Here is a 24,608-nt window from a genome sequence, read left to right as displayed (position 1 = left end):
GATTCTCCGTGTCCGACCACGTGAACCACGTTGACCGAAGCAAATCGGCGGGTGACGACCCCCACTTGTCGCGTCAGCTGTCCAATCGTCACATCCAGCTGATCGCGATCGGCGGCGCCATCGGCACCGGCCTGTTCATGGGTTCGGGCAAGACGATCTCGCTGGCCGGGCCGTCGGTGATCTTCGTGTACATGATCATCGGCTTCATGCTCTTCTTCGTCATGCGGGCGATGGGGGAGTTGCTGCTCTCCAATATGTCGTACAAGTCGTTCTCCGACTTCGCTGCTGATCTCCTGGGGCCGTGGGCGGGATTCTTCACCGGCTGGACGTATTGGTTCTGCTGGATCGTCACCGGCATCGCGGACGTGATCGCGATCTCGGGCTACTTCAAGTACTGGTGGCCTGGGTTGGCCGCGTGGATTCCGGCGCTGCTGACCATCGCCGCACTCCTCCTTCTCAATCTGCCGACGGTGAAGGCGTTCGGTGAAACCGAGTTCTGGTTCGCGCTGATCAAGATCATCGCCATCGTCAGCTTGATCATCGTCGGCATCGTGATGGTCGTCTCCGGGTTCACCGCGCCCAACGGCGCCACCTCCGGCGTCGACAATCTCTGGAACGACGGCGGCATGTTCCCGACCGGCTTCATGGGGTTTGTCGCGGGCTTCCAGATCGCAGTGTTTGCGTTTGTGGGTATCGAACTGGTGGGTACGACGGCGGCCGAGGCCAAGGATCCGGAGAAGAACCTCCCGAAGGCCATCAACTCCATCCCGATTCGTGTGCTGCTGTTCTACGTGGTCGCACTGACCGTCATCATCTGTGTGACGCCGTGGCGTGAGATCCAAGCGGACAAGAGTCCATTCGTCGCGATGTTCACGCTCGCCGGCTTGGGTATCGCCGCGTCGGTCATCAACTTCGTGGTGCTGACGTCGGCGGCATCGTCGGCGAACTCGGGCATCTACTCGACCTCACGCATGGTGTTCGGCCTGGCTCAGGAGGGCGACGCACCGAAGGCTCTCGGCAAGCTGAACTCGCGCAAGGTCCCCGCGAATGCCCTGATGTTCTCGTGCATCTTCCTGCTCGCGTCGTTGATCCTGCTGTTCTCCGGTGACTCGGTGATCGAGGCATTCACCGTTGTGACCACAATCTCCGCACTGCTCTTCATGTTCGTGTGGACGATCATCCTGGCGAGCTACCTGGTGTACCGGAAGCGTCGCCCGCACCTACACGAGGCGTCGAAGTTCAAGATGCCAGGCGGCATCGTGATGTGCTGGGTTGTGCTGGCTTTCTTCGTGTTCATCTTGTGGGCGCTGACCACCAAGGACGACACGCTGCAGGCGCTGCTCGTCACCCCGATCTGGTTTGTCGCACTCGGAATCGCGTGGGCGATTATTCGTCGCCGGCCCGCGCACCGCGCGCGGTACGAGGCATTCCGGGCAGAACTGGATGCGAGTCGACAGACGGACGAAAAATAGTTTGGTCAAGAACGTGTAACGGTGGCGGTTTCCTTGATCAAACTGTTACATTCGTCGGCAAGACAGAGGAGCGGGCTTCGTTCGAGGACTGCTGCAAGCCGACGACTGACAGGGTAAAAACTGTGGGAGACCACCACCGCACGGACAATTCCATTGCTGCATTCGAGATCGATCCAGACGCAGCGAGTGGACGTCACCGCGTTCCGTCGGCTGGCCCGGGCGCAGGCGTCAAGGCTGGTGTTGTAGCTGCAGCCACGGGCGCACTGCTCGTCGGCGCAGGTCAGATGGGTGCAGGCACCGCAGCGGCAGCCCCGGCCACCCAGAACATCGCCGGATTCGAGATTCCGCAGGGATTGCTTCCCGAGGGCATCGAGATCCCAGCCGAGCTGTCGAATCTTGGGCTCCCGCCGGCGGCGGGCATCGAGGTTCCCGAACTTCCCGACCTCGTGGCACAGGTGAACGCACAGGTGCAGCAGTTCACCGGCTCGTTCAACCCGGTTTCGTCGAACAGCGGCACCGTTCAGCCTGTTTCCGGAACGCTCACCTCCACGTTCGGTAACCGTTGGGGCGCGCACCACGGCGGTCTGGACATCGCGGCCCCGATCGGAACTCCGGTTCTCGCGGCTGCGTCCGGTCAGGTCATCGACGCCGGTCCGGCCTCGGGCTTCGGTCTCTGGGTGCGCATCCAGCACGACGACGGCGCAGTCACCACATACGGACACGTCAACGACTACCAGGTTGCAGTGGGCCAGCGCGTAGCCGCCGGCCAGCAGATCGCTACCGTCGGTAACCGCGGCCAGTCCACCGGCCCGCACCTGCACTTCGAGGTTGCGGAAAACGGCGCCAAGGTTGATCCGGCCATCTGGCTGAAGGCGCGCGGCGTGGCAGTGACCTGGGTGGACAACTCGTAGGAAGATCTTTTGCGGACCGGCAGGGCATCGGAGTTAATTCCGGTGCCCTGCAGTCTTTTCATGCTCGGTTCGGGTTGTGGTCGGGAGTCGGCCGGTTAGCCTTGCGGAAGACGACCTTCGGTGGTTGATCGCGAAGGAGGGGGATCGGATATGGGCGCAGAAGTTCAAGCACGAATGTTCACGAGGGCCGACCGGCGGGTGTTCCGCAAGAAGGTGCGATTGTGCGTCGACGCCATGAAGCAGATGCTCGATCGCGGCGACTTCCGGGACGCAGTCGAGAAACCCGACCCGTTGCTGGGAATGGAGATCGAGTTCAACCTCGTAGCCGGCGACATGCTGCCGGCGATGTCCAACCTTGCAGTGCTCGACGCCATCGACGACGATGCGGTGTTTCAAACGGAGCTCGGGCAGTTCAACGTCGAGATGAATGTCGAACCTGGCCCACTGACCGGCGACAACACATTCGAGCTCGAAGAAAAACTGCGCAGTTCACTCGCGATCGCGGACGCTCGCATCCATGAGCACGACGCCGAGATGGTGATGATCGGGATGCTGCCGACGCTCCAGCTCGAGCACCTCGACCGCGAGTGGATTACCGCGAATCCGCGCTACGAATTACTCAACGAGCAGATCTTCGCAGCGCGTGGTGAAGACATCGAACTCGACGTAGAGGGTGTCGCACTTTCCGGTGGGCCAGTGGAAGTGCTACGCGCCGATACCAATTCGGTGGTTCCCGAGGCGGCCTGCACGTCGATGCAGTTGCACCTTCGGGTTTCTCCCGAAGAGTTTGCGCCGCACTGGAACGCGGCGCAGTGCCTGGCCGGGCCGCAGGTGGCGCTGGCCGCCAACTCGCCATTCCTGGCAGGCAAGGCGCTGTGGCATGAATCTCGGATACCGATCTTCGAACAGGCCACGGACACCAGAACACTCGAACTCAAGAATCAGGGAGTGCGACCACGCGTCTGGTTCGGGGAACGCTGGATACATTCGGTTCTCGATCTCTTCGAGGAGAATTCGCGATACTTCCCGGCGCTGCTACCAGACGTCTCAGATGCGGATCCCCTGGAGGTTCTTGCGGCAGGCGGAATTCCGGAGTTGAAAGAACTCCAGATGCACAACGGAACCGTCTACCGCTGGAATCGTCCGGTGTACGACTGCTCGGATGGCAAGCCGCACTTGCGGATCGAGAATCGAGTGCTGCCGGCCGGGCCCACCGTACTCGACATCATGGCAAACGCCGCGTTCTACTACGGAACAGTGCGGGCGCTCGTCAACGCGGATCGCCCACTGTGGTCGCAGATGTCTTTCCATGCCGCAGAAGAGAACCTGCACATCGGCGCCAAGCACGGGCTGGACGCAATGCTGTACTGGCCGGGCATGGGCTGGGTCGGTGCGGACGAATTGATCCTGCGACGGCTACTTCCCCTCGCGGACGAAGGCTTGGCCGACTTCGGGTTGTCGAGAGCAGCGCGTGAGAAGTACCTCGGCGTCATCGAAGGCCGGTGTCTCAACCGGCAAACCGGTGCGGCGTGGCAGCGGGGACGCGTCGTCGCCGGTGAGGCCGCAGGACTCGATCGAACTGCCGCTCTCGCCGAGATGATGCGGGCATATATCGAAAACATGCGCAGTGGTAATCCAGTTCACTTGTGGGACTGATTCGGGCTCGCTAATTCAACTCCCCATCAACAGTTTCGGGGACCTTGGTCATCGAAACAGGGATGGATTCGACCCGGAAACCATGTCGTAATTGCGATGGTTAGAGTGGAAGTGGCTCGATAACTTCTTACGGAAGGTGGGCACATGAGTTCACGCGAACACAACAATGTCGTCGTCGGAATCGACGGATCGGACACCGCGTCGACCGCGCTCCGAGAAGCTGCGAAAATTGCCGCGCAGCGAGAATTGCGTCTCGATATCATTCACGCGCTCGACTTTGCGCCGTACGGATTCGGCGGCCCGTACATCGACGCGGGTGGCGTGTACGAGTGGGTGGAAGAGGCCGGAAAAGCCGTACTCGGCGACGCCGAGAAGTTTGCCGCCGAGGTCGCCCCGACGGTCACCGTCCACACCGAGATGGCCATCGGTAGCCCGACGCAGTGGCTTCTGGAGAGCTCCGCGAAAGCCCGTCTGGTCGTCGTGGGAGCATCGTCGTCCGGAAAGGCTGCCACCGCGGTACTCGGCAACACCGCAGTCGGTGTCGCGAGCCACGGTAAGTGCCCCGTCATCGTTGTGCGCGAACGTGACGGCGTCGTACCGTCCGATGGTCCCGTCGTCGTGGGCGTAGACGGCAGTGCGCTGAGCGCGCAGGCTGTGGGTGCGGCATTCGAGGAAGCGGCGTTCCGCGGCGCAGAACTGGTAGCCGTCCACGTCTGGAGTGACCTCGGAACAGCAGCGTTCGAAGATCCCCGCGCTGCCGCGCTGGCACCGGCATCGCTCGAGGAAGAAGAGCATGCGGTATTGAGCGAGAATCTTGCCGGATGGTCCGAGAAGTACCCGGACGTCGTGGTTCGCCGTGAGATCTACCTCGACAACCCGCGTGGCCGCCTGCTCGAGTGGTCGGCTCGGGCGCAGCTTGTCGTCGTCGGTAGCCGAGGCCGCGGCGGATTCCGCGGAATGCTCCTTGGATCCACCAGCAACACACTGATCGCTTCCGCGCAGTGCCCGGTGATGGTGGTTCGTCCCGAAGATTCCTGATTTCTCGATGCGCCTGTGAGAACCTGCCCCGTTCATTTCGGTCACCGAATATGAACGGGGCAGTCACATGAATACGGCCTCATGTTCCGTAGTGTTCAGGGGGAGGTGTGCCTGGCGCACACATGGCAATCGTGAGGATTGGGGTTAGAACGTGCGCATCGGAATGGGTTTGAACTACAGCGGCGGATTCGCCGAGACTGTCGAAGAAGTCGGTGACCTCGAAAAGGCCGGTCTGGACATTGCGTTTGTCCCGGAGGCCTACTCGTTCGACGCGGTCAGCCAACTCGGATACCTGGCCGCGAAGACGACAACCATCGAACTTGCCTCCGGCATCTTCCAGATCTACACCCGCACGCCGTCGCTTACCGCGATGACTGCCGCCGGCCTCGACTTCGTCTCCAACGGACGATTTGTCATGGGCCTTGGCGCGTCCGGCCCACAGGTGATCGAAGGTTTCCACGGCGTCAAGTACGACGCCCCTCTCGGCCGTACTCGCGAGGTCGTCGAAATCTGCCGCCAGGTATGGCGTCGGGAAAAGGTCGAGTACCAGGGCAAGTACTACCAGGTGCCGCTACCCGCCGAGAAGGGAACCGGACTGGGCAAGCCGCTCAAGCTCATCAACCATCCCGTTCGTGAGCGCATCCCGATCCTCATCGCTTCCCTCGGCCCGAAGAACGTCGAACTCACCGCCGAGATCGCGGAAGGGTGGGAGCCGATTTTCTACCACCCCGAGAAAGCAGCAAGCGTCTGGGGAGAGCCCCTCGCCAAGGGCAAGGCGAAGCGCGACCCCAGCCTCGGCGAACTGCAGGTGTACGCGTCCCCGGCGCTGGCCATCGGTGACGACGTCGACCACATGCTGGACTGGGTCCGTCCCAGCATCGCCCTCTACATCGGCGGCATGGGAGCCAAGGGAAAGAACTTCTACAACGATCTTGCCGTCCGCTACGGCTACGCCGAAGCTGCCGAGAAGATCCAAGATCTCTACCTTGCAGGCAAGAAAGAAGAAGCCGCGGCAGCAGTGCCGGACGACCTCGTCCGTGCAGTCTCGCTCATCGGTCCCGAAAGCTACGTCCGTGAACGCGTCGCCGCATTTGCAGAATCCGGCGTCACCACCCTCAACGTCACCCCGCTGGCGGCTGATCGCGCCGGACGTGTCGGCCTGATCGAGAAGTTCCGGAACATTTGTGATTAACCGCTGTGCGCCTTTATTAACCCCCCGCGGTCAATAAAGGCGCACAGCAGATGTCCGATTCGGGACCTGCCGTAGCGGATAAAACGTATTTATCGCACTTGGGCAATAGTGTGGGAGCAATAGTGTGGAGGCAGATAGAGTTCTGTAGTCGATCCTGAAGGGACGAAAATGAGTGCAATCCACCCGGTTGTCGTAGCTGTGGACGGTTCCGAGGCGGCGTCGTCGGCCGTTGTGTGGGCCGCACGCACCGCCGCTGTGTTGGGGCGTCCGCTGCATATTGCAACGGTGGTGCACATTCCGGCCTTCTATTATTCCGAGCCGTATCTGGCCGAGAGTTTCAAGGACGAACTGCGACGCACTGCTCGTGCCAGACTCGACAGCGCCAAGATCCTGGCCCACCAGAGTGTCGACGGTGATCTCGAAGTAATCACCGAACAACTCGACGGCAGTGTCTCCGACTCATTGATCGAATTGTCCAAGCGCGCATACATGGTTGCCGTGGGTCCGCGTGGGCACGGCGAATTCACCGGACTTGTCGTCGGTTCGGTGACGGTATCGATTGTCTCGCACGGTGAATCGCCCGTGGCAGTCGTGCGCGGGCGGACACTGGACGGTCAGCCGCCCACTCAGGGACCGGTTGTTGTCGGTGTCGACGGCTCCGAAAACAGCATCGAGGCCATCGAGCACGCATTCGAGCAGGCGTCGGCGCGCGGCGCCACGCTGATCGCCGTCAACGTGTGGAGCGACGTGAGTGTGCAGCCTTCACTGGGCGCCACTCCGGACGACCCGTTGTGGAGCAGCATCCAGACCGGCGAAGAAGTAGTTCTGGCAGAGCAGTTGGCCGGATTCACCGAGCGATACCCAGACGTTGTGGTCGAGCGTGTAGTAGCGCGCGATCGCCCGGTGCGGGTTTTGAGCGAGTATGCCGAGACTGCGCAGTTGGTGGTGGTCGGTAGCCGCGGACGTGGTGGCTTCACCGGAATGCTTCTGGGCTCGACCAGTCGCGCACTTCTGCACACCGCAGATTGCCCCGTGTTGATCGTGCGCCACAGCAAGAACTGACACGGCTGGAACTGACACTCGTCAACTGACACCACAGTTGTTTCGATCGGCAATAGATTCTTGAAAGAGGCTTAGATGACTACGCGCGTGTTCCTGGTCGACGATCACGAGATCGTCCGACGCGGACTGTTCGATCTGCTCGGCGGCGTCGAGGATTTCGAGGTGGTCGGGGAAGCGTCGTCGGTAGGGGAGGCGATGGCCGTTATCCCCAAGAGCAATGTCGATGTCGCGGTTCTGGACGTGCGACTGGCCGACGGCAACGGCGTTGAATTGTGTCGCGACCTTCGCTCGATGCTGCCGAACCTGCGGTGCCTGATGTTGACGTCGTATGCGGACGACGAAGCGCTGCTCGACGCCATCATGGCGGGCGCGTCCGGCTTTGTGCTGAAGCAGATTCTGGGCACGGATCTTGTTGCGGCGGTACGCACCGTCGGCTTGGGTGGATCGCTGCTCGACAGCCGCGCCACCGAAGCGTTGATGGCGCGAATCCGCAGCGAACGCACCGCAGATCCGCTGGCGGAACTCTCCGATCAGGAACGCGCGGTATTCGACCTCATCGGTGAGGGCCTGACCAATCGAGAGATCGGCGCGAGGCTGTTCCTCGCCGAGAAGACGGTCAAGAACTACGTGACCCGTTTGCTCTCGAAGCTGGGTATGCAGCGCAGGACTCAGGCTGCCGTGCTGGCAACCGAGCTGCGCAACAAGTAGTTCAGGGCTTCCGCCGCCTCAGCGGTACCCGCCACACCAGGCGGGTGCCGTTCGGGCTGCGGTTGCCGATTGTGCATGTGCCACCACAATGTTCAGCGCGGCGCTCGAGATTGTGCAAGCCGCTCTTGTGGACGCCGACGGGGATACCTTTGCCGTCGTCGTCGATGGTGATGGCAAATTCGAGGTCGGCGGTCACGGAGATGGTGATCGTGTCTGCCTGGGCATGTCGCAGAACGTTGCTCAAACCTTCACGGAGCACGGCTTCGGCATGGGGGTGGATTCCGGCTTTCACGAGTGTGTCGATCGCTCCCGAGAACTGAACGCTCGGGGTGACTGCTGATTGTGCTGTGGCGTCACCGATTACGTCGAGGAGGCGTCGGCGCAGGCTGGTCGAGTCCGCGGTCGCGGGTGTCTGGAGATCGAAGATGGTGGTGCGGATTTCGCGGACGGTTTGGTCCAACTGCTCCAGCGACCGGGTGACGATGGCACGCGCTGAGTCGGGAAGATCGGAATCGGGCAAGGTGCTCTGCAGGCTCATGCCGCTGGCAAACAGACGCTGAATGACGTTGTCATGCAGGTCACGCGCAATGCGGTCGCGATCTGCCAGAACCGACAGGAGACGCTGTCCACGTTGTTTCTCGTCGAATTCGATAGCTACAGAGCCTAATTCGGCCATCGACTCGATCCGGGTGAGTTCGTCCGAATCCCAGTGAGTGTTGGCGGAATCCGACGTGAGCAGTAATGCGCCCACCACGCCGGATGCAACCGTCATCGGGGCCAGCACCGCGCTACCCGCTGTCGGGACCAAGTCGAGCAGCGAGCCCAATTCGGTGAATACGTGCAACCGTCGAGTCTGCCGAATGACGTCGAATGGATAGAGGCTCGCCGGGACTCGGACTCCCCGCGATGTCGGCCGGGCGCTGACCGCGGTGTGTACCTGCGCGTAGCCGTTCTCGCAGATCAGCACGATGACATCGTCGATGCCGGTCAACTCGCGCACACGGGTGGCGAGCAGTTGCAGACTGTCGTCGAGCGAATCGCCCGCCAGCAATCGTGACCGGATGGCAGACATTGCGGTGAGCCATCTTTCACGGGTCCGAGACTGCTCGAACAGCCTGACGTTCTCGGCTGCGATACCGGCGGCGATGGCAAGCGCTTCGAGGATGACCTCGTCCTCCTCGGTGAACTCTGCCGCACCACGTTTCTCGGTGAGATAGATGCTGCCGAAAACCTCACCGCGCATCATGATCGGCGCGCCCAGGAAGCTGTCCATCGGCGGATGATTGGCGGGAAATCCGACAGAGGCGGGGTGGGCGCCGAGATGCGGAACACGCAGAGTCTTGGGATCGTTCATGAGGACGCCGAGCACGCCGTGGCCTTCCGGGAAGTGTCCCATCGTCTGCCGCAGCGGTTCGTCGATGCCCTCGTACACGAATTCGGCCAGCCCACCGCCCGGTGCCCGCACGCCCAATGCCCCGTAGTTGCAATCCAATACAGTGGTTGCCGCAATAATGATGCGCTGCAGCGTGAGATCGAGATCAAGCCCGGAACCGACAACAAGCACTGCTTCGAGAAGTCGGTGGAGCGTCGGGATGTCAGCCTTGGAGTCGGCCAGACGCTCGAGTACTTCGGCGAAATTGCGTGTCGGGTTGCCCGAAGAGTCGATCATGCTCGAAGCATATCGCTCCCAGTGTGGTCACTCTTGGCGAGATCGGCCGTCCCACCACTGCTTCCAGTGATGTTCGATCTCGTCGAACTCGTCCGCGCTGAGATCGTAAGTGGCCAGAATGATCTGGAGTTCCTGCTGGGCGCGGTACGGAACCGTCGGCTTTGCCGCGACCACCAACAGTCCGGGACCAAGGTCTTCGATTGTCACTCCTGTTTGCAGCGCGCTGACGAAGTCGACAATGCCGTCGGCGTAATCGCCGGGAGCAAGCGTGGCGGTGTAACGCCCGCCGGCTTCCACAGGAAGGTGCCCGAGTCCGAGGATCGAGGCTGCGGATTCACCCGGAATCAGTGGGCCGTCGAGGTAAATTGTTCTGCGCTCGGCCAATCCGTGATGTTCGACGCCGAACTTCAAGAAGTGCAGAAATGTGGTCCAGCCCTCCGTGATGTCCTCGTACCATTCGTCGTCGGGTACCTGCGGCGGACGCGTCATCCGGACAATGGTTCTGCCGCCCTGGTCGATCAAGGCGAAGCGATCACCGTTACCCAGTTCGAGGGTGTGTGCGTCAGGGTCTGCGACCGCGGTGCCGTAGATCTGAGTGATTTCGTCGTCGAGTCCGTCGTAGTCCCACCCGAACCAGCGCCGAATCAGCGAAGGATCGCGCAGCGCCGGCCACAGCACGGACGGCGCTGCTGCGATGGACACCTCGATCACCGTTTCGTTCACGGGGAACACGCTACCGGGATCAACCGTCCGTCAGCCCTTCATGGCGACTGTCAGCAGAAAAGCAACGTCTTCGAGCGCTTCGACACTGTGCCGGTGGGCCGGAATGGTGAGGAAATCGCCAGTCGACCCTTTCCATTCGTCGCTACCGCACACGAGATTGAGTTTCCCACTCAGGACCAACAGCGTTGCTTCGCCGGGACTGTCGTGTTCTGCGAGGCTCTTGCCGGCGCTCAGCGCGATCACGGTCTGTCGCAGGCTGCGTTGGTGGCCACCATAGACGGTTTGTGAACTACGACCGCTGGTTGCCGACGCAGCCAGTTTCAATTGTTGACGGGCGAGGGCTGTCAGTGACTTCTTGTCCATCGAAGACCTCTCGGGTAGCGCGATCATCTCGGTGTCTCGAGTATGACCGACAGGCTGGTGAGGTGCCTCGTTATTGGCGGAAGTGGTCAGCGAGTGTATTCGAGCCAGCGGAAGCGCAACCCGGTCTTCTCCGACGTGTGCCAGGGGTCGTCGGACGTGAGGTTCCAATCGGGGCCGATCTCGGGAGCAAAGGCTTCGCCGGTGATATCGAGATCGATCTCGGTCACCAAGAGACGCGTTGCGAATGGCAGTGCAGCCGAATATATTTGCCCTCCGCCGACAACAAAGAGGTCGCCGTCAGGCAATGCCAGCGCGTCGTCGAGGCTGTGTGCGGCTTCGGCTCCGTCCGCTGCCCACTCCGAATCGCGGGTGACAACGATATTGCGGCGCCCACTGAACGGCCGGAACTTGGGTGGAATGGAATCCCAGGTCAACCGGCCCATGATCACCGGATGCCCCATGGTGACTCGCTTGAAGTAGGCCATGTCCTCCGGCAGTCGCCACGGAATCGTGTTGCCTGCACCGATGACACCATTGTTCGCCTGAGCCCAGATGAGGGTGACTGCGCGATCATTCATGATCAGACCGCGACCGGAGCCTTGATAGCAGGATGGTGCTGGTAACCGACTATTTCGACATCCTCGAAGGTGTAATCGAAGATGGAATCGCGCTTGTTCAGTTTCAGAACCGGAAGGTCGAGCGGGGTCCGGCTGAGTTGTTCGGTGACCTGATCGACGTGGTTGTCGTAGATATGGCAGTCGCCGCCGGTCCAGATGAATTCGCCGACGTCGAGACCGGCCTGCTGCGCCATCATGTGTGTGAGCAGGGCGTAGCTGGCGATGTTGAAGGGAACACCCAGGAACATGTCGGCACTGCGCTGATACAACTGGCACGAGAGCTTGCCATCGGCGACGTAGAACTGGAAAAACGCGTGACACGGTGCGAGCGCCATCTGCGGAATGTCGGCGACGTTCCACGCGGAGACGATGATCCGACGCGAATCGGGGTTGGATCGCAAGGTTTCGAGAGTTTGCGTGATCTGGTCGATGTGCTCACCCGACGGGGTGGGCCAACTGCGCCACTGGACGCCGTAGACCGGGCCCAGTTCACCGTTCTCGTCGGCCCACTCGTCCCAGATGGAGACGCCGTGTTCATGTAGCCACGCCACGTTGGAGTCGCCGCGCAAGAACCACAACAGTTCGTTGACAATCGACTTGAGGTGCACCTTCTTGGTGGTGACCAGGGGGAAACCGTCGGCAAGATCGAATCGCATCTGGTGACCGAAGATGCTGCGAGTGCCGGTGCCGGTGCGATCGGCTTTGGGGGTGCCGGTCTCCATCACGAGTTTCAACAGGTCTTCATATGCGGTGGAGACAGTCACGGGACACAGTCTAGGGCACGCACGATAGCCTCGTTCAATGCGTGAACTCCTCGTGATCGGCGTCGGCGCCGGTGACCCCGACCAAGTGACGATCCAAGCTGTCAAGGCCATGAACAGGGCCGATACGTTCTTTGTGATCGGTAAGGGGAGTGAGAAGCAGGATCTCGTCGACTTGAGAACCGGGATTCTCGAAGAACATGTGACCGGTGAATACCGCGTCGTCGAGATAACCGATCCCCCGAGAGATCGGACACCTTCGGATTACGAAGGTGTTGTCGACGACTGGCATGACCGTCGAGCGTCGATCTTCGAGGAAGAGTTTGCGGCCGAAGCCGGAGTCGGCGCGATTATGGTGTGGGGTGACCCGTCGCTCTACGACAGCACCTTGCGCATCGTCGAACGAGTGCTCGCGCGCGGCAACGTCACATTCGACTACACGGTAATTCCCGGTGTCACGAGTGTGCAGTCTTTGGCGGCGCAGCACCGCATCGTGCTCAACCGCATCGGCGAATCGATACACATCACCACTGGGCGCAAGCTCGCCGAAGGATTGCCGGACGGCATCGACAACGCCGTCGTGATGCTTGACGCGCACTGCACATTTACCGAGGTTGCCGGGGATGACGTCGAAATCTGGTGGGGCGCGTACCTGGGCACACCGGACGAAGTGTTGATTGCCGGGAACCTGCGTGAGGTAGAAGACGACATCGTGCGTGTGCGGGCGGAATTGCGTGAGAAGCACGGCTGGATCATGGATACGTATCTCGTTCGTCGCTAGACCGCCGCGCTGCAGGCGGTAAGTATTTACCCAGGTGAAGTGCAACTGTCGGCGGACCGGCACCCTATGATTTGCCCATGACATCGTTCGGGGCGGATCGGTCGCATGAGATCCTGCCTGCCCCGCGCGAACGCGATCAGTCAGCACTGCGGTCGGCAATCGCTCTTCTGGTGCAGTGGTTTCGACGGCCGGATCAGTTCGACAGTTTCACCCGATACCTCGCGTCCAAGGGGCTGGAGGTGGCGGTGCGCCTGATCGTGATCGCGTCGTGTGTGTCGGTGGCGGTTGCCATGTTGTTGCTGCGTTTCAGCGAAGCGGGCGTCCACAACCAAGTCACGAGTGTCATCAACGCGGGGATCATCGCCGGGACCGTCGCGATGATTGTGCTGTTCAGTCTGCTGCCGGCACTGACCCGTAAGTGGTCGTACCTGTTTGTCGCGTACGCGGAGCTCGGCGTAGTGATCGGTGTATTTCTGAACCGCGATCCGTTTATCGGTTTGATCCAATGCATCGTCTTCGTTTTGGTGGGCGGCTATATCGCGTATTTTCACAATGCGCGACTACAGGCCGCGCACATGGTTCTGTCCGGCGTGGTTCTGGTGCTTGTCGCTCGTCAGGTGGCCGTTTACGAGGATCCGGCGTTGGCGATCGCGTTGTCGTTGGTTGTCGCCACGAGCATCGTGGTCATTCCATTTGCCTGCCAGTTCGTGCTGTCGATCCTGGGTTCGGACGCCGAGAGTTCGGATGTGGATCCGCTGACCGGCCTGCTGAACCGGCGCGGACTACAGCGGTCGGTCGAAGAATGGGGGGTCACCGAAGCGAACTCCCGCGGATTGTCTTGTGTCGTGGTGATCGTCGATGTCGACAATTTCAAGACTGTCAACGATTCGTACGGACACGAACAGGGCGATATTGTCCTTCGCGAGTTCGCGGTGAGGCTACGTCGATGTGGAAGTAATCACGCTCTGTTCTCGAGATTCGGCGGTGACGAGTTCGTGTTGGTCGACATGATCGGCAAGCGCGCCGAACTCGAACTCGAGGAGAATCTGCGTCGGCACATGCGGTTGCCCGACAACGTTCCGGTGGTCACGACCAGCATCGGAATCGCAATTCCGTCGACTTCGACGTCCAGCTATGTCTCGGAAGTGGAACTCGCGGGATTGTTCCGACTCGCTGACGCTGCGATGTATCAGGCAAAGGCGTCCGGGGGTGACCGGGTCATCGTCACCCACACGCAATTGTGATGATTGTCGGATAGCGGAAGGTCGTGCAGGCTTATCCTGTTCGGGTGGGTGCAGCGGTCGATGACGGACATTCGGGTAGCAAAGCTACCGAACGGCCGTTTTCGTCTGCCGCGTTGCACCGAGTCGCGCCTCTGCTCGTCGACTGGTATCGACGCCCTGACCAATTCGAGTCCTTCACACGTTATCTCGCAGACAAAGGGCTGACCGGCGCATCGAGAACATTGGTTGTCAGCTCGTTGCTTCTGGTAATCGTCGTGATGTTCTTGACCAGATTCAGTCCTGCGGGTCCCACTACTCACGGGGAGCGCACCGCCAACCTCGTGATCATCGTCCTGACGGCGCTGATGGCCGCGATTCTCGCGACCAGAGGCAGGTTGGAGCGATCCTGGTCCTACGTGTTCGTGATTTATTCGGAAATTGGGATTGCCGCAGCGCTGGTGCTGTACTCGAATCCGCTAGCAGCATTGGCGCACAGTGTGATGTTCTCCGTGATCGGCGGATACATCGCCTTCTTCCACAACGCGCGCATGCAGACTCTGCATCTGTTGTGGGCGTCCGTCGTGGTTATCGGAGTTGTCGCGCGCATCGCCTATATCGAAAAGTACACCGATGTTCCGTCGTTGATCGCCATGGTCCTGTTGGTCGGCGCGGCCATCTACGCGATCCCGTTTGCGTGTCAGTTCGTGTTCTCGATTCTCGGAACCGATGCCTTGAAAGCGCAACATGACCCGCTGAGCGGACTCTTGAACAGACGAGGGTTGGCCGACGAGGTCGGATTGATGTTGCATCGGCCATTCGAGAGTTCCACCAATTTGGTTGTCGCAGCGGTGGATATCAATCGATTCAAGACGATCAACGACGAGTACGGGCACGACGTCGGTGATGTTGTGATCGAGAAGGTTGCCGCGAGACTGACACAGTCCGCCGGTCCGTCTGCGTTGATCGCGCGCATTGGCGGTGACGAGTTCGTCGTCGTGGATCGGTGCGACGATCAGGAAATCGACAGTCTCGCAGAGTCCCTGCGAAACATAACCGTCACCGGTCCCGAGCATCCTGTTGTCGAGTTGAGCGTCGGAATTGTCGCAGCGGCCGGTCCGTTCGGATCCCCGGATCGTGCGATTGCCGTCTACGGAACACTCCTCCGAAGCGCGGATCAAGCCATGTACACAGCAAAAGCACGACAGGAACACGCCGTCGTCGTACTGCGAAATCTGCAGTGAGTTTGTCGGTGTTCGGCGCTAGGGTGATGCCATGCCTGAACTGCCCGAGGTAGAAGCGCTGGCGGGATTTCTTCGCGAACACGCAGTGGGCGCTGTAGTCGGCCGCATCGACATTGCCGCATTGAGCGTGCTCAAGACCTTCGATCCGCCGATTGCTGCATTGCAGGGCCGAGACGTGACGGGCGCAGCCAGATTCGGTAAACATCTTGGGCTGGACTGCGATGGGCTCTGGCTCATCACCCATCTGTCGCGTGGGGGATGGATGCGGTGGCAGGACAATCCGTCGTTGACGCCACCAAAACCTGGCAAAGGTCCGTTGGCGCTTCGAGTTCATTTCTTCACGCCGGAGGGGCTCACTCCTGCTTGCGATCTCACCGAAGCCGGCACGAAAAAACGCCTGGCAGTGTGGATAGTGGCGGACCCGCTGGAGGTGCCGGGGATCGCTCGTCTGGGACCCGACGCCATGGCCGTCACCGAAGCGGAATTTGCCGAGATACTTGGTGGTACCTCCGCCCGGATCAAGAATGCGATAGTCGACCAGTCACTCCTCGCCGGCGTCGGGAATGCCTACTCCGACGAAATCCTGCACACGGCACGGCTTTCCCCGTTCGCGACGTCGTCTCGTCTTACCGAAGAACAGATAACAACGCTGTACGACGCCATGCGAACCGTGCTGGCCGATGCCGTCGAGCGATCGGTTGGACAGGACGCGGCACGGCTGAAGGGTGAGAAGCGATCGGGAATGCGGGTACACGCCCGCACCGGTTTGCCCTGCCCCGTGTGTGGTGATGTGGTGCGCGAAGTGTCTTTTGCCGAGCGATCCTTCCAGTACTGCGCAACCTGCCAGACCGGCGGAAAACCATTGGCAGACAGGCGAATGTCGCGGCTGCTCAAGTAGTGAACTGATCGGAGAGGAGTGTGACGAACTCCCGGGCCAGTGACGATGAGTGGGCCGGGTCGGTAATGGCATGGACCACCCGGTGCGGCGCATCGGCGATCGGCACACAGACCAATTCGGGATGCTCGGCGCTCATCGACTCCGGCAGCAAGCCGACGCCCAGGCCGTTGACTGTCAGGGAACAGATGAGGTCGACGGAATTCGCTTCGTACGTACGTCCCCGCGGAACCCGCGATTCCGCAAATGCCTGATCGGTTTGGACCCGGGCCTCGCTGCCCGACGCGAAGTCCACGAGCGGGACGTCTCGCAGATCGTCGAGTCGGATGGACGGCAGTGTGCTGAAAGGGTGACCGTCCGGAACAAACGCGGCAGTCGACTCGCTCCACAACGGGGTTGCCGAGAACGTCTTGGGTAGTCGCCCAGGCGCCAAGCCGACAATTCCTACGTCGATAGCCCCCGATCGAACGCCGTCGATCACTACCTCGCTGCCGTAGGGGCGCACCGTCACATCGATGCCGGGGTGGCGCTGCGTCAGAGCTGCCAGTGCCTGTCCGACATCGACGCGGCCCGCTGAGGAAATGACGCCGACAGTGAGTCGAACCTGCTCGACGTTGCTTCCCGAAACGTCGCTGACCAGTCGCGACACGGCACCGAGTACGTCTCGGGCTCGGGAGACGAACACTTCGCCCGACTCGGTCAGCCCGACATTGCGGCTGTTTCTTTGGAAGAGTTCGACACCGAGCTCGCGTTCGAGATCCCGTATCTGAGTGCTCAACGCCGACTGTGACACGTGGAGTCGAAGTGCCGCTCGACTGAAGTGCCTGTCCTCCGCAACAGCGAGTGCGTAGCGGATGTGCCGAAGTTCCATGACACCAATCTATCTGTTTTGAGGATTGATTCTGCAGATCTATCTATTGGACTGCAATCGGATGGCGGTTCATGCTTGAGCAATGATTTCTCACGACACGCGTCCACGGCTTGGACTACCGATAGTGCTGCTCATGGCGGCAGCAACGGGTCTGTGCGCGGGTGGCAACTACTTCAACCAGCCGCTTCTCGATTCCATCGCGGAACATTTGAATGTGTCGCCGTCAACGGCGGCTGCCACGGTGACTATCGCCCAGGTGTCGTACGCGCTCGGTTTGGTGCTTCTGGTGCCGGTAGGTGACATGGTCGACCGACGCAAGCTGACGGTTGGTCTGATGCTTCTGGCAGCACTCGGTCAAGCGGTCAGTGGATTTGCTCCGAACTTCGCCACCCTGGCCGTGGGAATCGCTGTTGCCGGTGTCTTTTCGGTTGCCGCGCAGGTTCTCATTCCGTTTGCCGCATCGCTCGCCGAACCGCAGCGGTCCGGCCAGGTGGTCGGCACGATCATGAGTGGCCTGCTGATCGGAATTCTGTTGGCACGCAGCGTTGCCGGACTGCTCTCCGGGCTGGGCGGATGGTCGACGGTGTACAAGGTGGCAGCGGTGTTGATGGTGATCATGGCTGTTGCGCTGTGGCGATCCCTGCCCACGGACGCCGGCCCACGGCCGAAGGTGAGCTACCTCGCGACCCTGCGTTCGCTCGGGAGCCTGGCAAAAACCCTGCCGCGGTTGCGTACTCGCGCCGCCATGGGCGGGCTCGCCTTTGCTGCGGTCAGCACGGTCTTCACCACCATGGCATTTCTCCTGGCCGGCGAATTCGGGTACAACGACACGCAGATCGGCCTGGTGGGATTACTCGGCGTGGCGGGAGCGTCGATGGCCACTGTCGCTGGGCGGTTGGCTGATCGTGGCAAGGCCCAACTTGCCACCGGTGGCGCCCTGGCCGTCCTTCTGTTGTGCTGGTTGCCTTTTGCCGTGGGTGGCACCCACCTCGTGTGGTTCCTGATCGCCTTCCTGCTCGCCGATCTTGCGCTGCAAGGAGTGCATGTCAGCAACCAGAACATCATCTACGCACTCGTCCCGGAGGCGCGGTCGCGTGTCAATTCCGTCTACATGACGACTTACTTCGTCGGCGCTGCCGTCGGGTCGGCCGTGGGATCTGTTGTCTGGAAGGGGTATGGATGGTCCGGCGTGTGCATCGCCGGCCTGGCATTCTCCGTCGCCACGGTAGCGGTGTGGATGGTCGACCGGCGGTTGGATGACCCTGTGCGCCTTTCCGGTAGCGCTCACTACCAGAAAGGGGCACAGGGCCGGAGGCTCTAGCTGGCCGGGTCGTACCCGAACTCGCGGAGCTCCTGCGAGCAACGGCAGGCCACTGCGATTTTCCTCGCCCACTCGACCGCGTCCTCGCGCGTCGGCAGCTCCAGCACGGTGAACCCGCCCGTGAGTTCGCTGCCCGGATAGATCTCGGTGCTCACCGACCCGTCGGCGGATACCAGCACGGGATCGACTTCCCCGTCGATTCCGCCGCCGAATACGTAGACGCCGGCAGCCTTCGCCTCCTCGATCACAGCGTGGGATTCGGCGGAGACGATCGGGAACTCCTCGTCGGTGAGCACCAGCGCTTCGCTCGGGAAGGAGATGAGGTATTTGGTCATGTCTCGATGGTGCCCCGCGGACGGGGCGGACATCAAGGGTTGCATCAACGGCACCGAGTGCGTCTAGCGCTCGGCAGTAAGGACATCAGGCTCGAGCCATGCAACGCCGAGGAGTTCGGCGAGACTGCGAAGGCCCGACTGGTCTCCACCCTTCAAACCGGTTACCGACTGAAGATTACGCAACATCGTTGTTGCAACATCCTCTTCCTTGGTGCCGACGCCAAAAGGGATGAGCCACGGGCACGTTTGGTAGTCGCGGTGTGATCGACCAAAAGTCTGCTCGGCGGCAATACCGGAGTACCGGGGTTGATGGAAGATCCCGGTGCGAGGCAGCGGTGACGCGTGAGTGCCGTCCGGCAATGCCTCGTTGGCATGCAGTGAGATGGACGTCGTGACGTTGAAAACGACAACGGGCGCCTCGCCGCGTTGGAAGCGAAGGCGTTGGTGCTCCTTGTCGGTGACCGCGCCAAAAATCTTGGCAACGGAAATCCCCGAGTCTTCGATCATCTCGACCAGCGGATCGCCCGCTGTTGACACGAATTCGACGGCCACCAGCACCTGCTTTCCTGCCTTGACCTGAGCCTGCGCCCACTGAGCGGTGGATTCGGCGCGGATCATGCCGGCCTTCTGCCGGTATCGCAGAACCAGCGCGCGGCCGCGAGCAATGTTGCGGCTTTTACGTGCCAATCCCATTTCGTACGCGTACTCGGCCCACTCCGTCTCGTACTGCGCGCGTTGAGAGGGCGTGAGGTCGATAGGCATACCGTCGAGTGGGACCGGACCCCACGGAGTTCGGCGATGAATCATCAACGGCGGCTTACTGTTCGACAACCATCCTCGGACGGTTTCCAGAGCGCTCGCCTGTAGAGTCGGTGATTCCTTGGCTTCGGCGCTCCACGTCCACTTGCCGTACGACTTATCCAGTGGGAGGCCGGATTCGAGTAGCCTGGCGCCTAAGTCCGACCAGTACTCCGACGGCTCGTCGTGTAGCTGCGCGAAAAGTGGTGCGAGATAACGCTGATCGGCAGGAGTGTGACCAGGCGTTGCGGTCACCGACAGGACAAATGGCGACTGATCGTGACTGTTGGGGAAGCGGGCAACCTTCTCGAACGCCGCTGTGCGCTGAGTGTCGTTGCTGTACAGCTGGGCTTCGTCGGCAATGACAACCCCGAATGTGTACTTGGGGCGGCCGTTGCGGGCAATGAGCTTCTTCAGTTGATCGGGAGACATGATCAGCCAACGGAATCCGCCGTCGCCGACGGAAGCGATGGAGTACCGCCAATGCGGGATGGTGATCTGAGCGGGTCGGTCGACGAGGACCAGGATGCTGGACTCGCCACGTTCTTCGGCAATTGTCTTGGCCGCCATGATCGCAATGAGTGTCTTGCCCAGACCTGCGTTGTCGGCCAACAAGAAACCGCGTCGGCCGGCGCGGGCGGCGTCGACTACCGCAGCGGCCCCCGAAACCTGAACAGGTCTCGGTATTTTAGGCGCCGACGTCGGACGTTCTCCGGCGCCGCCATTGATGTCGTCCTCTACCCACTGCTGGTAGGAGAAGGGGAGCGCTTTGAACGACAGTAGTTCTGTAGGAAGTTCGCTGCCCACCCAGGCATAGCTCTTCCATTTCTTCACGAACTGTGCGCCCGGCGCCGCAGTCCGGAACGGGACGTCGAGGAGCCAGACACGTTCACCCGGGCCTGCGGTGGGAACGTCCGGAGTTGTAGCTGTCTTTCGGGTGGGCGCCTTTCGTGTAGCTGTCTTTCGGGTGGCTGGCTTACGTGTTGTTGCAGTTCGCTTGCGGGGTGGCATCAGGCGTCGGTACCGGTTTCGTCAGTGTTGAGATCATTGCCGAGATCACTGGTGAGGAGTTCGCGCAGCGTCAACGGGGGGCGTCCGGTGATGTCTTCCACCGCAGTGCTGATGACAGCGAGTTCTCCGTTTGCGATGGCGGTGTAGGTGGACACCCAGGCGTCAACTTCCCAGTCCGGTGCGTTGTACGACGCGCGGGATGCATAGGCCTCCTCGACGGTTTCTTCGTGGTAAACCGTCTCACGCCCGGTGACGTCGGTGATGATCGCTGCCACCTCGGCGAGGGTGAGCGCTTCCCGACCGGTGAGGTCGTAGGTTCGGCCGACATGCGCGTCGGGATCGGTCAGTACCGACGCGGCGACGCGGGCGATGTCCGATCGAGCAACCGCGCCGACCGCGCCATTGCCGGCCGGGCCCCGGATGACACCGTCAGCGCCGGCCATAGCGGGAAGGAAGTCGAGGTAAGCGCTGTCGCGAAGAAAGGTGAAAGACATTGCGGTGGAACGGATATGTTGCTCAGTGGCCCAGTGATCGCGGGCCAACGTGAAGGTGGCGTCCGGTGCTGCGCCGAGGTACGAGGTGTAGACGATGTGGCGCACGCCTGCGGAGACGGCAGCGTCGATGAAGGTGCGGTGCTGATCGAGACGGTCGGCACTCTCTGCTGCCGAGACCATGAACAAGATGTCGATGCCGTGCAGGGCCGCGGCGGCGCGATCGTGATCGGAGAAGGTGGCCTCAGCGCTCTCCGCACCGGGTAACTGGGGGAGTCGGCTGATCGAACGCGCGATCAGCCTCAGCGGAATACCGGACTCGGTGAGGATGCGAGCGACCTCCCCGCCGATATGGCCAGTGGCGCCGGTGACGGCGATGGTGCGTGAACGCTCGGACATGGGGAACCCCTTCGTTCTTGGTGTGTGTACATCTTGCCCTGTTGTCAGCGTCGGTGCTCGTATCCGATCCAGGCTCGTCGACGGTCGCCGAGTGGATCGCTCTCCACTCGGCTGATGCGGTCGAAAATCATGGTTCTCCGCTGGGCGCTCGTGTACACGGGCCACTCGGTACCCGGGCTACCGGTTCTCGCGAAGTTGATCCAATGTTCTTGCATCGCTTCGGTGACCGTCGCCAGAGCCCGACGCCCACCGATCGCGGTCAGCGCACCGGTGAGGGCGTCCGATCGCCCGAACACGGCAAACAGTTCTGTGGCGTGGGTGGCGCCAAGTCCGACCAGGGTGAGGATGCGCGGCGCAAAATCGTAGCGGTAGCTGTACGTGGGGGCCACGTCGCAATGTCCTTGTGCGCACAGGACCATCGGTTCCCAGAATGTGATGTCGCCGCCGATGTCTGCGGCGGCGTAGCGGTGCGGATACGTCGGATAGGCGGCGAGTGCGCGGGCCTTCACGTCGGCCGAAACGTGCGAGAACATTTTCTCGATGCGGGCGGGATCGGTGGGAAGAATGTTGAGGAAACGTGGAAAGATTCTGCCCTCGTGGAGATTTGACCCGAGCATCAGTGGAACGGGATGAGATTTTCCGGCGGCAAAGACGTCCAGCGGATGTTCGGGGAGGACGTCGTCGCCCACAACAGGCGCGAAAGCACGGGTACCAGGTTCCTCGTCAGCGCCGCGACGCACAAGTTCGTCGCCGACCTCGACGAGCCGACGAACCGGTACATTTCGTAGCCAGGCCGCGGGTGTCTTGGTCGGGGCTCCGGCAATGTCGAGGAATTCGCGTGCCCACCCGTGCGCGCGTTCTTTTCCGTATGCCGAAGCTGCCGGCGGGCTTTGAGCGATGGCGCGGGCAAACAACCCTCGCGTAGACGGTGTTGTCATCACAGTGGTGACGGCATTTGCGCCGGAGGATTCACCGAAGATTGTGACGTTGTCGGGGTCACCGCCGAACGCCGCGGCGTTTCGCTGGACCCATTCGAGTGCCGCAATTTGGTCACGTAGCCCGATATTCGAGTCGAATGAGTGCTCCGCAGTGGAGAATTCACTGAAATCGAGGTAGCCGAGCGCGCCGAGGCGGTACTGGACGGAGACGTAGATGACATCGCCACGTTCCACCAACGACGTTCCCCAGTACATCGGCGCCGACGGATTTCCGCCGTTGTACGCGCCGCCGTGAATGAACACCATCACGGGACGTGGGGTAACACGGGCCGACTCGGGCGCAAGAACATTCACGAACAGACACGACTCGTTTTCGGTGCTCTTACGCTGTGGTGCCGGTGAATCGAACTTGGTGGCCGAGCGGGTTCCCGCCCACGCGGCAACTGGTTGCGGTGCGAGAAACCGCGCCGACCCGATCGGCGGAGCAGCGTAGGGAATGCCGCGCCAGGTGCGGAGTCGACCAGTGCGGGTCTCGAGGTAGCGGCCCCGGATCTTTCCCGAATCGAGTACTACGTCAAGGTTGTCGGTCACGAAGAAACCTGATTCGGTGCGTAGTTGTGGTAGCCCGCATATCCGGACCAGGCGCGTCGTTGCTCGGCGCGCGGATCGGTGTCCACGCGAGAGATCGCGTCGAAGATCATCGTGTGACGCTGCGCGGCGTAACTCGGCCAGTCAGTTCGAGGTGCCGCATGCTGTGCGAAGTGCAGCCAATGTCCCTGCATCGCCTCGGTGACGGCGCTGAGGCCTCGCCTGCCACCAGGAACTGTGAGGCCACGGCCGACGGCGCTGTCACCGATACCGAATACCGCAAACATTTCGAAACCGTGAGTGGCGTCGAGACCGACCCATCGCATCAGTGGTGGCGCAAAGTCGAAGCGGTAGGCGTACGTGGGTGCGTACTGCGCGTGTGCCTGCGCCAACTCCACCGACGGATGCCAGAAAGTCACGTCGCCGCCGATGTCGATTGCAGTGTCAGTGCTCGGGTATCCGGGATATGTTGCAAGGATTCGATTTCCGGCTGCGGGATCGGTGAGGGCGAACATCCTCTCGATTCGCGCGGGTGTTGTCGGGAGCCCGTCGAGGAACTTCGGGAAGAGCGTGCCCTCACGCTTGTTGGTGCCGATGATCAGCGGAACCCGATGTGCCAGGCCGCGACTGCACGCCTCCACCGGCGGGTGGGGAAGAAAATCTCCGTCGACACTGGGCCCGAACGGATGGAGCCCTGGTGTAGCAGCAAGAGCTTCGGCTCCCAGGCGGGCTCCGGCGCGGCCCAATTCACGAGCCGACGTAAGACGCAGAGCCTGGTCCGGGGTGGCGTCGGAGCCCAGAATGTCGATGAACCGTCGACCCCATTCGCGTGAGAGTGACTGGTTGGCAACAAGATCCGGTGCCGGGCTCTCGGCTATGGCGGCCGCGAACAATCCTTTGGCCGCCGGCGTCGCCAGCAGAGTGGTGACGGCAGTGCCGCCGGCCGATTCGCCGAAGACCGTCACTCGATCGGGGTCGCCGCCGAATGCTGCAATGTTCCGCTGCACCCATTGCAATGCGGCCACTTGATCACGAAGCCCGAGGTTGGCGTCGAAATGATGCCGAGGAGTGGAGAATTCGGTGAAATCCAAGAAACCCAGAGCGCCCAGTCGGTAATTGATCGATACGTACACGATGTTGCCGCGGGTGACGAGCGAGCGCCCGGAATAGATGCCCGTCGCCGAGGTGCCAATGGTATTGGCGCCCCCGTGGATGAACACCATTACCGGAAGGGGCTCGCGGCTGGGGTATTCGGGGGCAAGAACATTGAGTGTGAGGCAGTCTTCGCTGCTGGGCTGATACTTCCCGGGAGCCAGCGCCAAGCCCTTCTTGTTCTGGACCGACGCATCGCCGAATGCCGACGCGTTCCGCTCACCTCGCCAAGGCCGCACTGGTCGTGGCGCTTGCAGCCGCAAAGCTCCGACCGGGGGACGCGCGTAAGGAATGCCTCGCCACGCACGGAGTTTGCCCACCCGCGTGCCGCGCAATGTTCCGTCAGCTGTGCGTACGAGTAGACCTGGATTCGTCGGTGCGTCTGCCGCCAT

The 24,608-nt window shown here is 61.5% G+C and carries 23 protein-coding genes; 12 read left to right on the top strand and 11 right to left on the bottom strand.

What is annotated here, in order from left to right; translation table 11 throughout:
• Window positions 1-8 precede the first annotated feature (8 nt).
• The 7 genes from cycA (at window position 9) to EEB13_RS23110 (ending at window position 8,039) form a co-directional block, all read left to right on the top strand.
• Window positions 9-1,472 (top strand): D-serine/D-alanine/glycine transporter, encoded by a 1,464-nt coding sequence (gene cycA, locus EEB13_RS23140; RefSeq protein ID WP_033234181.1) that lies wholly within the window; start codon window positions 9-11, stop codon window positions 1,470-1,472.
• A 122-nt stretch (window positions 1,473-1,594) separates the two neighbouring features.
• Entirely contained in the window at window positions 1,595-2,383 is a 789-nt protein-coding gene (locus EEB13_RS23135; protein ID WP_033234182.1) for a M23 family metallopeptidase, read from the top strand.
• 150 nt (window positions 2,384-2,533) lie between these two features.
• Window positions 2,534-4,039: a glutamate-cysteine ligase family protein gene (locus EEB13_RS23130; protein ID WP_141486364.1), complete on the top strand. Its 1,506-nt coding sequence runs from the start codon at window positions 2,534-2,536 to the stop codon at window positions 4,037-4,039.
• Between the two features lie 144 nt (window positions 4,040-4,183).
• Entirely contained in the window at window positions 4,184-5,077 is an 894-nt protein-coding gene (locus EEB13_RS23125) for a universal stress protein (RefSeq protein ID WP_033234184.1), read from the top strand.
• A gap of 151 nt (window positions 5,078-5,228) precedes the next feature.
• Window positions 5,229-6,269 carry an LLM class F420-dependent oxidoreductase gene (locus EEB13_RS23120; protein WP_033234185.1) on the top strand — a complete coding sequence of 347 codons (1,041 nt, stop codon included), beginning with the start codon at window positions 5,229-5,231 and terminating at the stop codon, window positions 6,267-6,269.
• Window positions 6,270-6,437: 168 nt separating this feature from the next.
• Entirely contained in the window at window positions 6,438-7,331 is an 894-nt protein-coding gene (locus EEB13_RS23115) for a universal stress protein (RefSeq protein WP_141486363.1), read from the top strand.
• Window positions 7,332-7,406: 75 nt separating this feature from the next.
• Entirely contained in the window at window positions 7,407-8,039 is a 633-nt protein-coding gene (locus tag EEB13_RS23110) for a response regulator (protein WP_033234187.1), read from the top strand.
• 1 nt (window position 8,040) lies between these two features.
• Here EEB13_RS23110 and EEB13_RS23105 read toward each other — a convergent pair whose 3' ends face one another.
• The 5 genes from EEB13_RS23105 to EEB13_RS23085 form a co-directional block, all read right to left on the bottom strand.
• A complete protein-coding gene (locus tag EEB13_RS23105) occupies window positions 8,041-9,708 on the bottom strand; it encodes a GAF domain-containing protein (RefSeq protein ID WP_116102154.1) in 1,668 nt (555 codons plus the stop codon).
• Between the two features lie 27 nt (window positions 9,709-9,735).
• Window positions 9,736-10,431 (bottom strand): SRPBCC domain-containing protein, encoded by a 696-nt coding sequence (locus tag EEB13_RS23100; RefSeq protein WP_095888418.1) that lies wholly within the window; start codon window positions 10,429-10,431, stop codon window positions 9,736-9,738.
• 30 nt (window positions 10,432-10,461) lie between these two features.
• Window positions 10,462-10,794, bottom strand: a complete 333-nt coding sequence (locus tag EEB13_RS23095) for a cupin domain-containing protein (protein ID WP_033234188.1) — start codon at window positions 10,792-10,794, stop codon at window positions 10,462-10,464.
• A gap of 86 nt (window positions 10,795-10,880) precedes the next feature.
• Window positions 10,881-11,372: a dihydrofolate reductase gene (locus tag EEB13_RS23090; RefSeq protein WP_141486362.1), complete on the bottom strand. Its 492-nt coding sequence runs from the start codon at window positions 11,370-11,372 to the stop codon at window positions 10,881-10,883.
• A gap of 2 nt (window positions 11,373-11,374) precedes the next feature.
• Window positions 11,375-12,175: a thymidylate synthase gene (locus EEB13_RS23085; protein WP_261984623.1), complete on the bottom strand. Its 801-nt coding sequence runs from the start codon at window positions 12,173-12,175 to the stop codon at window positions 11,375-11,377.
• 37 nt (window positions 12,176-12,212) lie between these two features.
• Here EEB13_RS23085 and cobF point away from each other — a divergent pair, with 37 nt between their 5' ends.
• The 4 genes from cobF to EEB13_RS23065 all read left to right on the top strand — a co-directional run bounded on the left by cobF (window position 12,213) and on the right by EEB13_RS23065 (window position 16,315).
• Window positions 12,213-12,953: a precorrin-6A synthase (deacetylating) gene (cobF, locus tag EEB13_RS23080; RefSeq protein WP_141486360.1), complete on the top strand. Its 741-nt coding sequence runs from the start codon at window positions 12,213-12,215 to the stop codon at window positions 12,951-12,953.
• Between the two features lie 77 nt (window positions 12,954-13,030).
• On the top strand, window positions 13,031-14,197 hold the full coding sequence (locus EEB13_RS23075) for a sensor domain-containing diguanylate cyclase (protein ID WP_052683593.1): 1,167 nt from the start codon (window positions 13,031-13,033) through the stop codon (window positions 14,195-14,197).
• 44 nt (window positions 14,198-14,241) lie between these two features.
• Window positions 14,242-15,417, top strand: a complete 1,176-nt coding sequence (locus EEB13_RS23070) for a sensor domain-containing diguanylate cyclase (protein WP_141486359.1) — start codon at window positions 14,242-14,244, stop codon at window positions 15,415-15,417.
• Between the two features lie 31 nt (window positions 15,418-15,448).
• A complete protein-coding gene (locus tag EEB13_RS23065; protein WP_141486358.1) occupies window positions 15,449-16,315 on the top strand; it encodes an Fpg/Nei family DNA glycosylase in 867 nt (288 codons plus the stop codon).
• Here EEB13_RS23065 and EEB13_RS23060 read toward each other — a convergent pair.
• A complete protein-coding gene (locus EEB13_RS23060) occupies window positions 16,308-17,183 on the bottom strand; it encodes a LysR family transcriptional regulator (protein ID WP_116102153.1) in 876 nt (291 codons plus the stop codon). The genes EEB13_RS23065 and EEB13_RS23060 overlap by 8 nt on opposite strands.
• Window positions 17,184-17,265: 82 nt before the next feature.
• On the opposite strand from EEB13_RS23060, the gene EEB13_RS23055 reads away from it, so the two are divergent.
• Entirely contained in the window at window positions 17,266-18,504 is a 1,239-nt protein-coding gene (locus EEB13_RS23055) for an MFS transporter (protein ID WP_141486357.1), read from the top strand.
• Here the strand turns inward: EEB13_RS23055 and EEB13_RS23050 are convergent.
• The 5 genes from EEB13_RS23050 to EEB13_RS23030 all read right to left on the bottom strand — a co-directional run bounded on the left by EEB13_RS23050 (window position 18,501) and on the right by EEB13_RS23030 (window position 24,608).
• Entirely contained in the window at window positions 18,501-18,839 is a 339-nt protein-coding gene (locus EEB13_RS23050) for a YciI family protein (protein ID WP_033234195.1), read from the bottom strand. The genes EEB13_RS23055 and EEB13_RS23050 overlap by 4 nt on opposite strands.
• Before the next feature lie 63 nt (window positions 18,840-18,902).
• Window positions 18,903-20,648: a DEAD/DEAH box helicase family protein gene (locus tag EEB13_RS23045; protein WP_141486356.1), complete on the bottom strand. Its 1,746-nt coding sequence runs from the start codon at window positions 20,646-20,648 to the stop codon at window positions 18,903-18,905.
• Window positions 20,648-21,538 carry an SDR family oxidoreductase gene (locus EEB13_RS23040; protein ID WP_141486355.1) on the bottom strand — a complete coding sequence of 297 codons (891 nt, stop codon included), beginning with the start codon at window positions 21,536-21,538 and terminating at the stop codon, window positions 20,648-20,650. The genes EEB13_RS23045 and EEB13_RS23040 overlap by 1 nt, the downstream gene beginning before the upstream one ends.
• Before the next feature lie 44 nt (window positions 21,539-21,582).
• On the bottom strand, window positions 21,583-23,067 hold the full coding sequence (locus EEB13_RS23035; RefSeq protein ID WP_141486354.1) for a carboxylesterase/lipase family protein: 1,485 nt from the start codon (window positions 23,065-23,067) through the stop codon (window positions 21,583-21,585).
• Window positions 23,064-24,608 (bottom strand): carboxylesterase/lipase family protein, encoded by a 1,545-nt coding sequence (locus EEB13_RS23030; RefSeq protein ID WP_141486353.1) that lies wholly within the window; start codon window positions 24,606-24,608, stop codon window positions 23,064-23,066. Before EEB13_RS23030 ends, EEB13_RS23035 begins: the two co-directional genes overlap by 4 nt.

The sequence above is a fragment of the Rhodococcus sp. WS3 genome, assembly GCF_003797085.1.
Taxonomy (GTDB): Bacteria; Actinomycetota; Actinomycetes; order Mycobacteriales; family Mycobacteriaceae; genus Rhodococcus_F; species Rhodococcus_F globerula.
The sequence above is the reverse complement of the archived record's forward strand: the minus strand, read 5'-3'. Positions and strand labels throughout refer to the sequence as shown.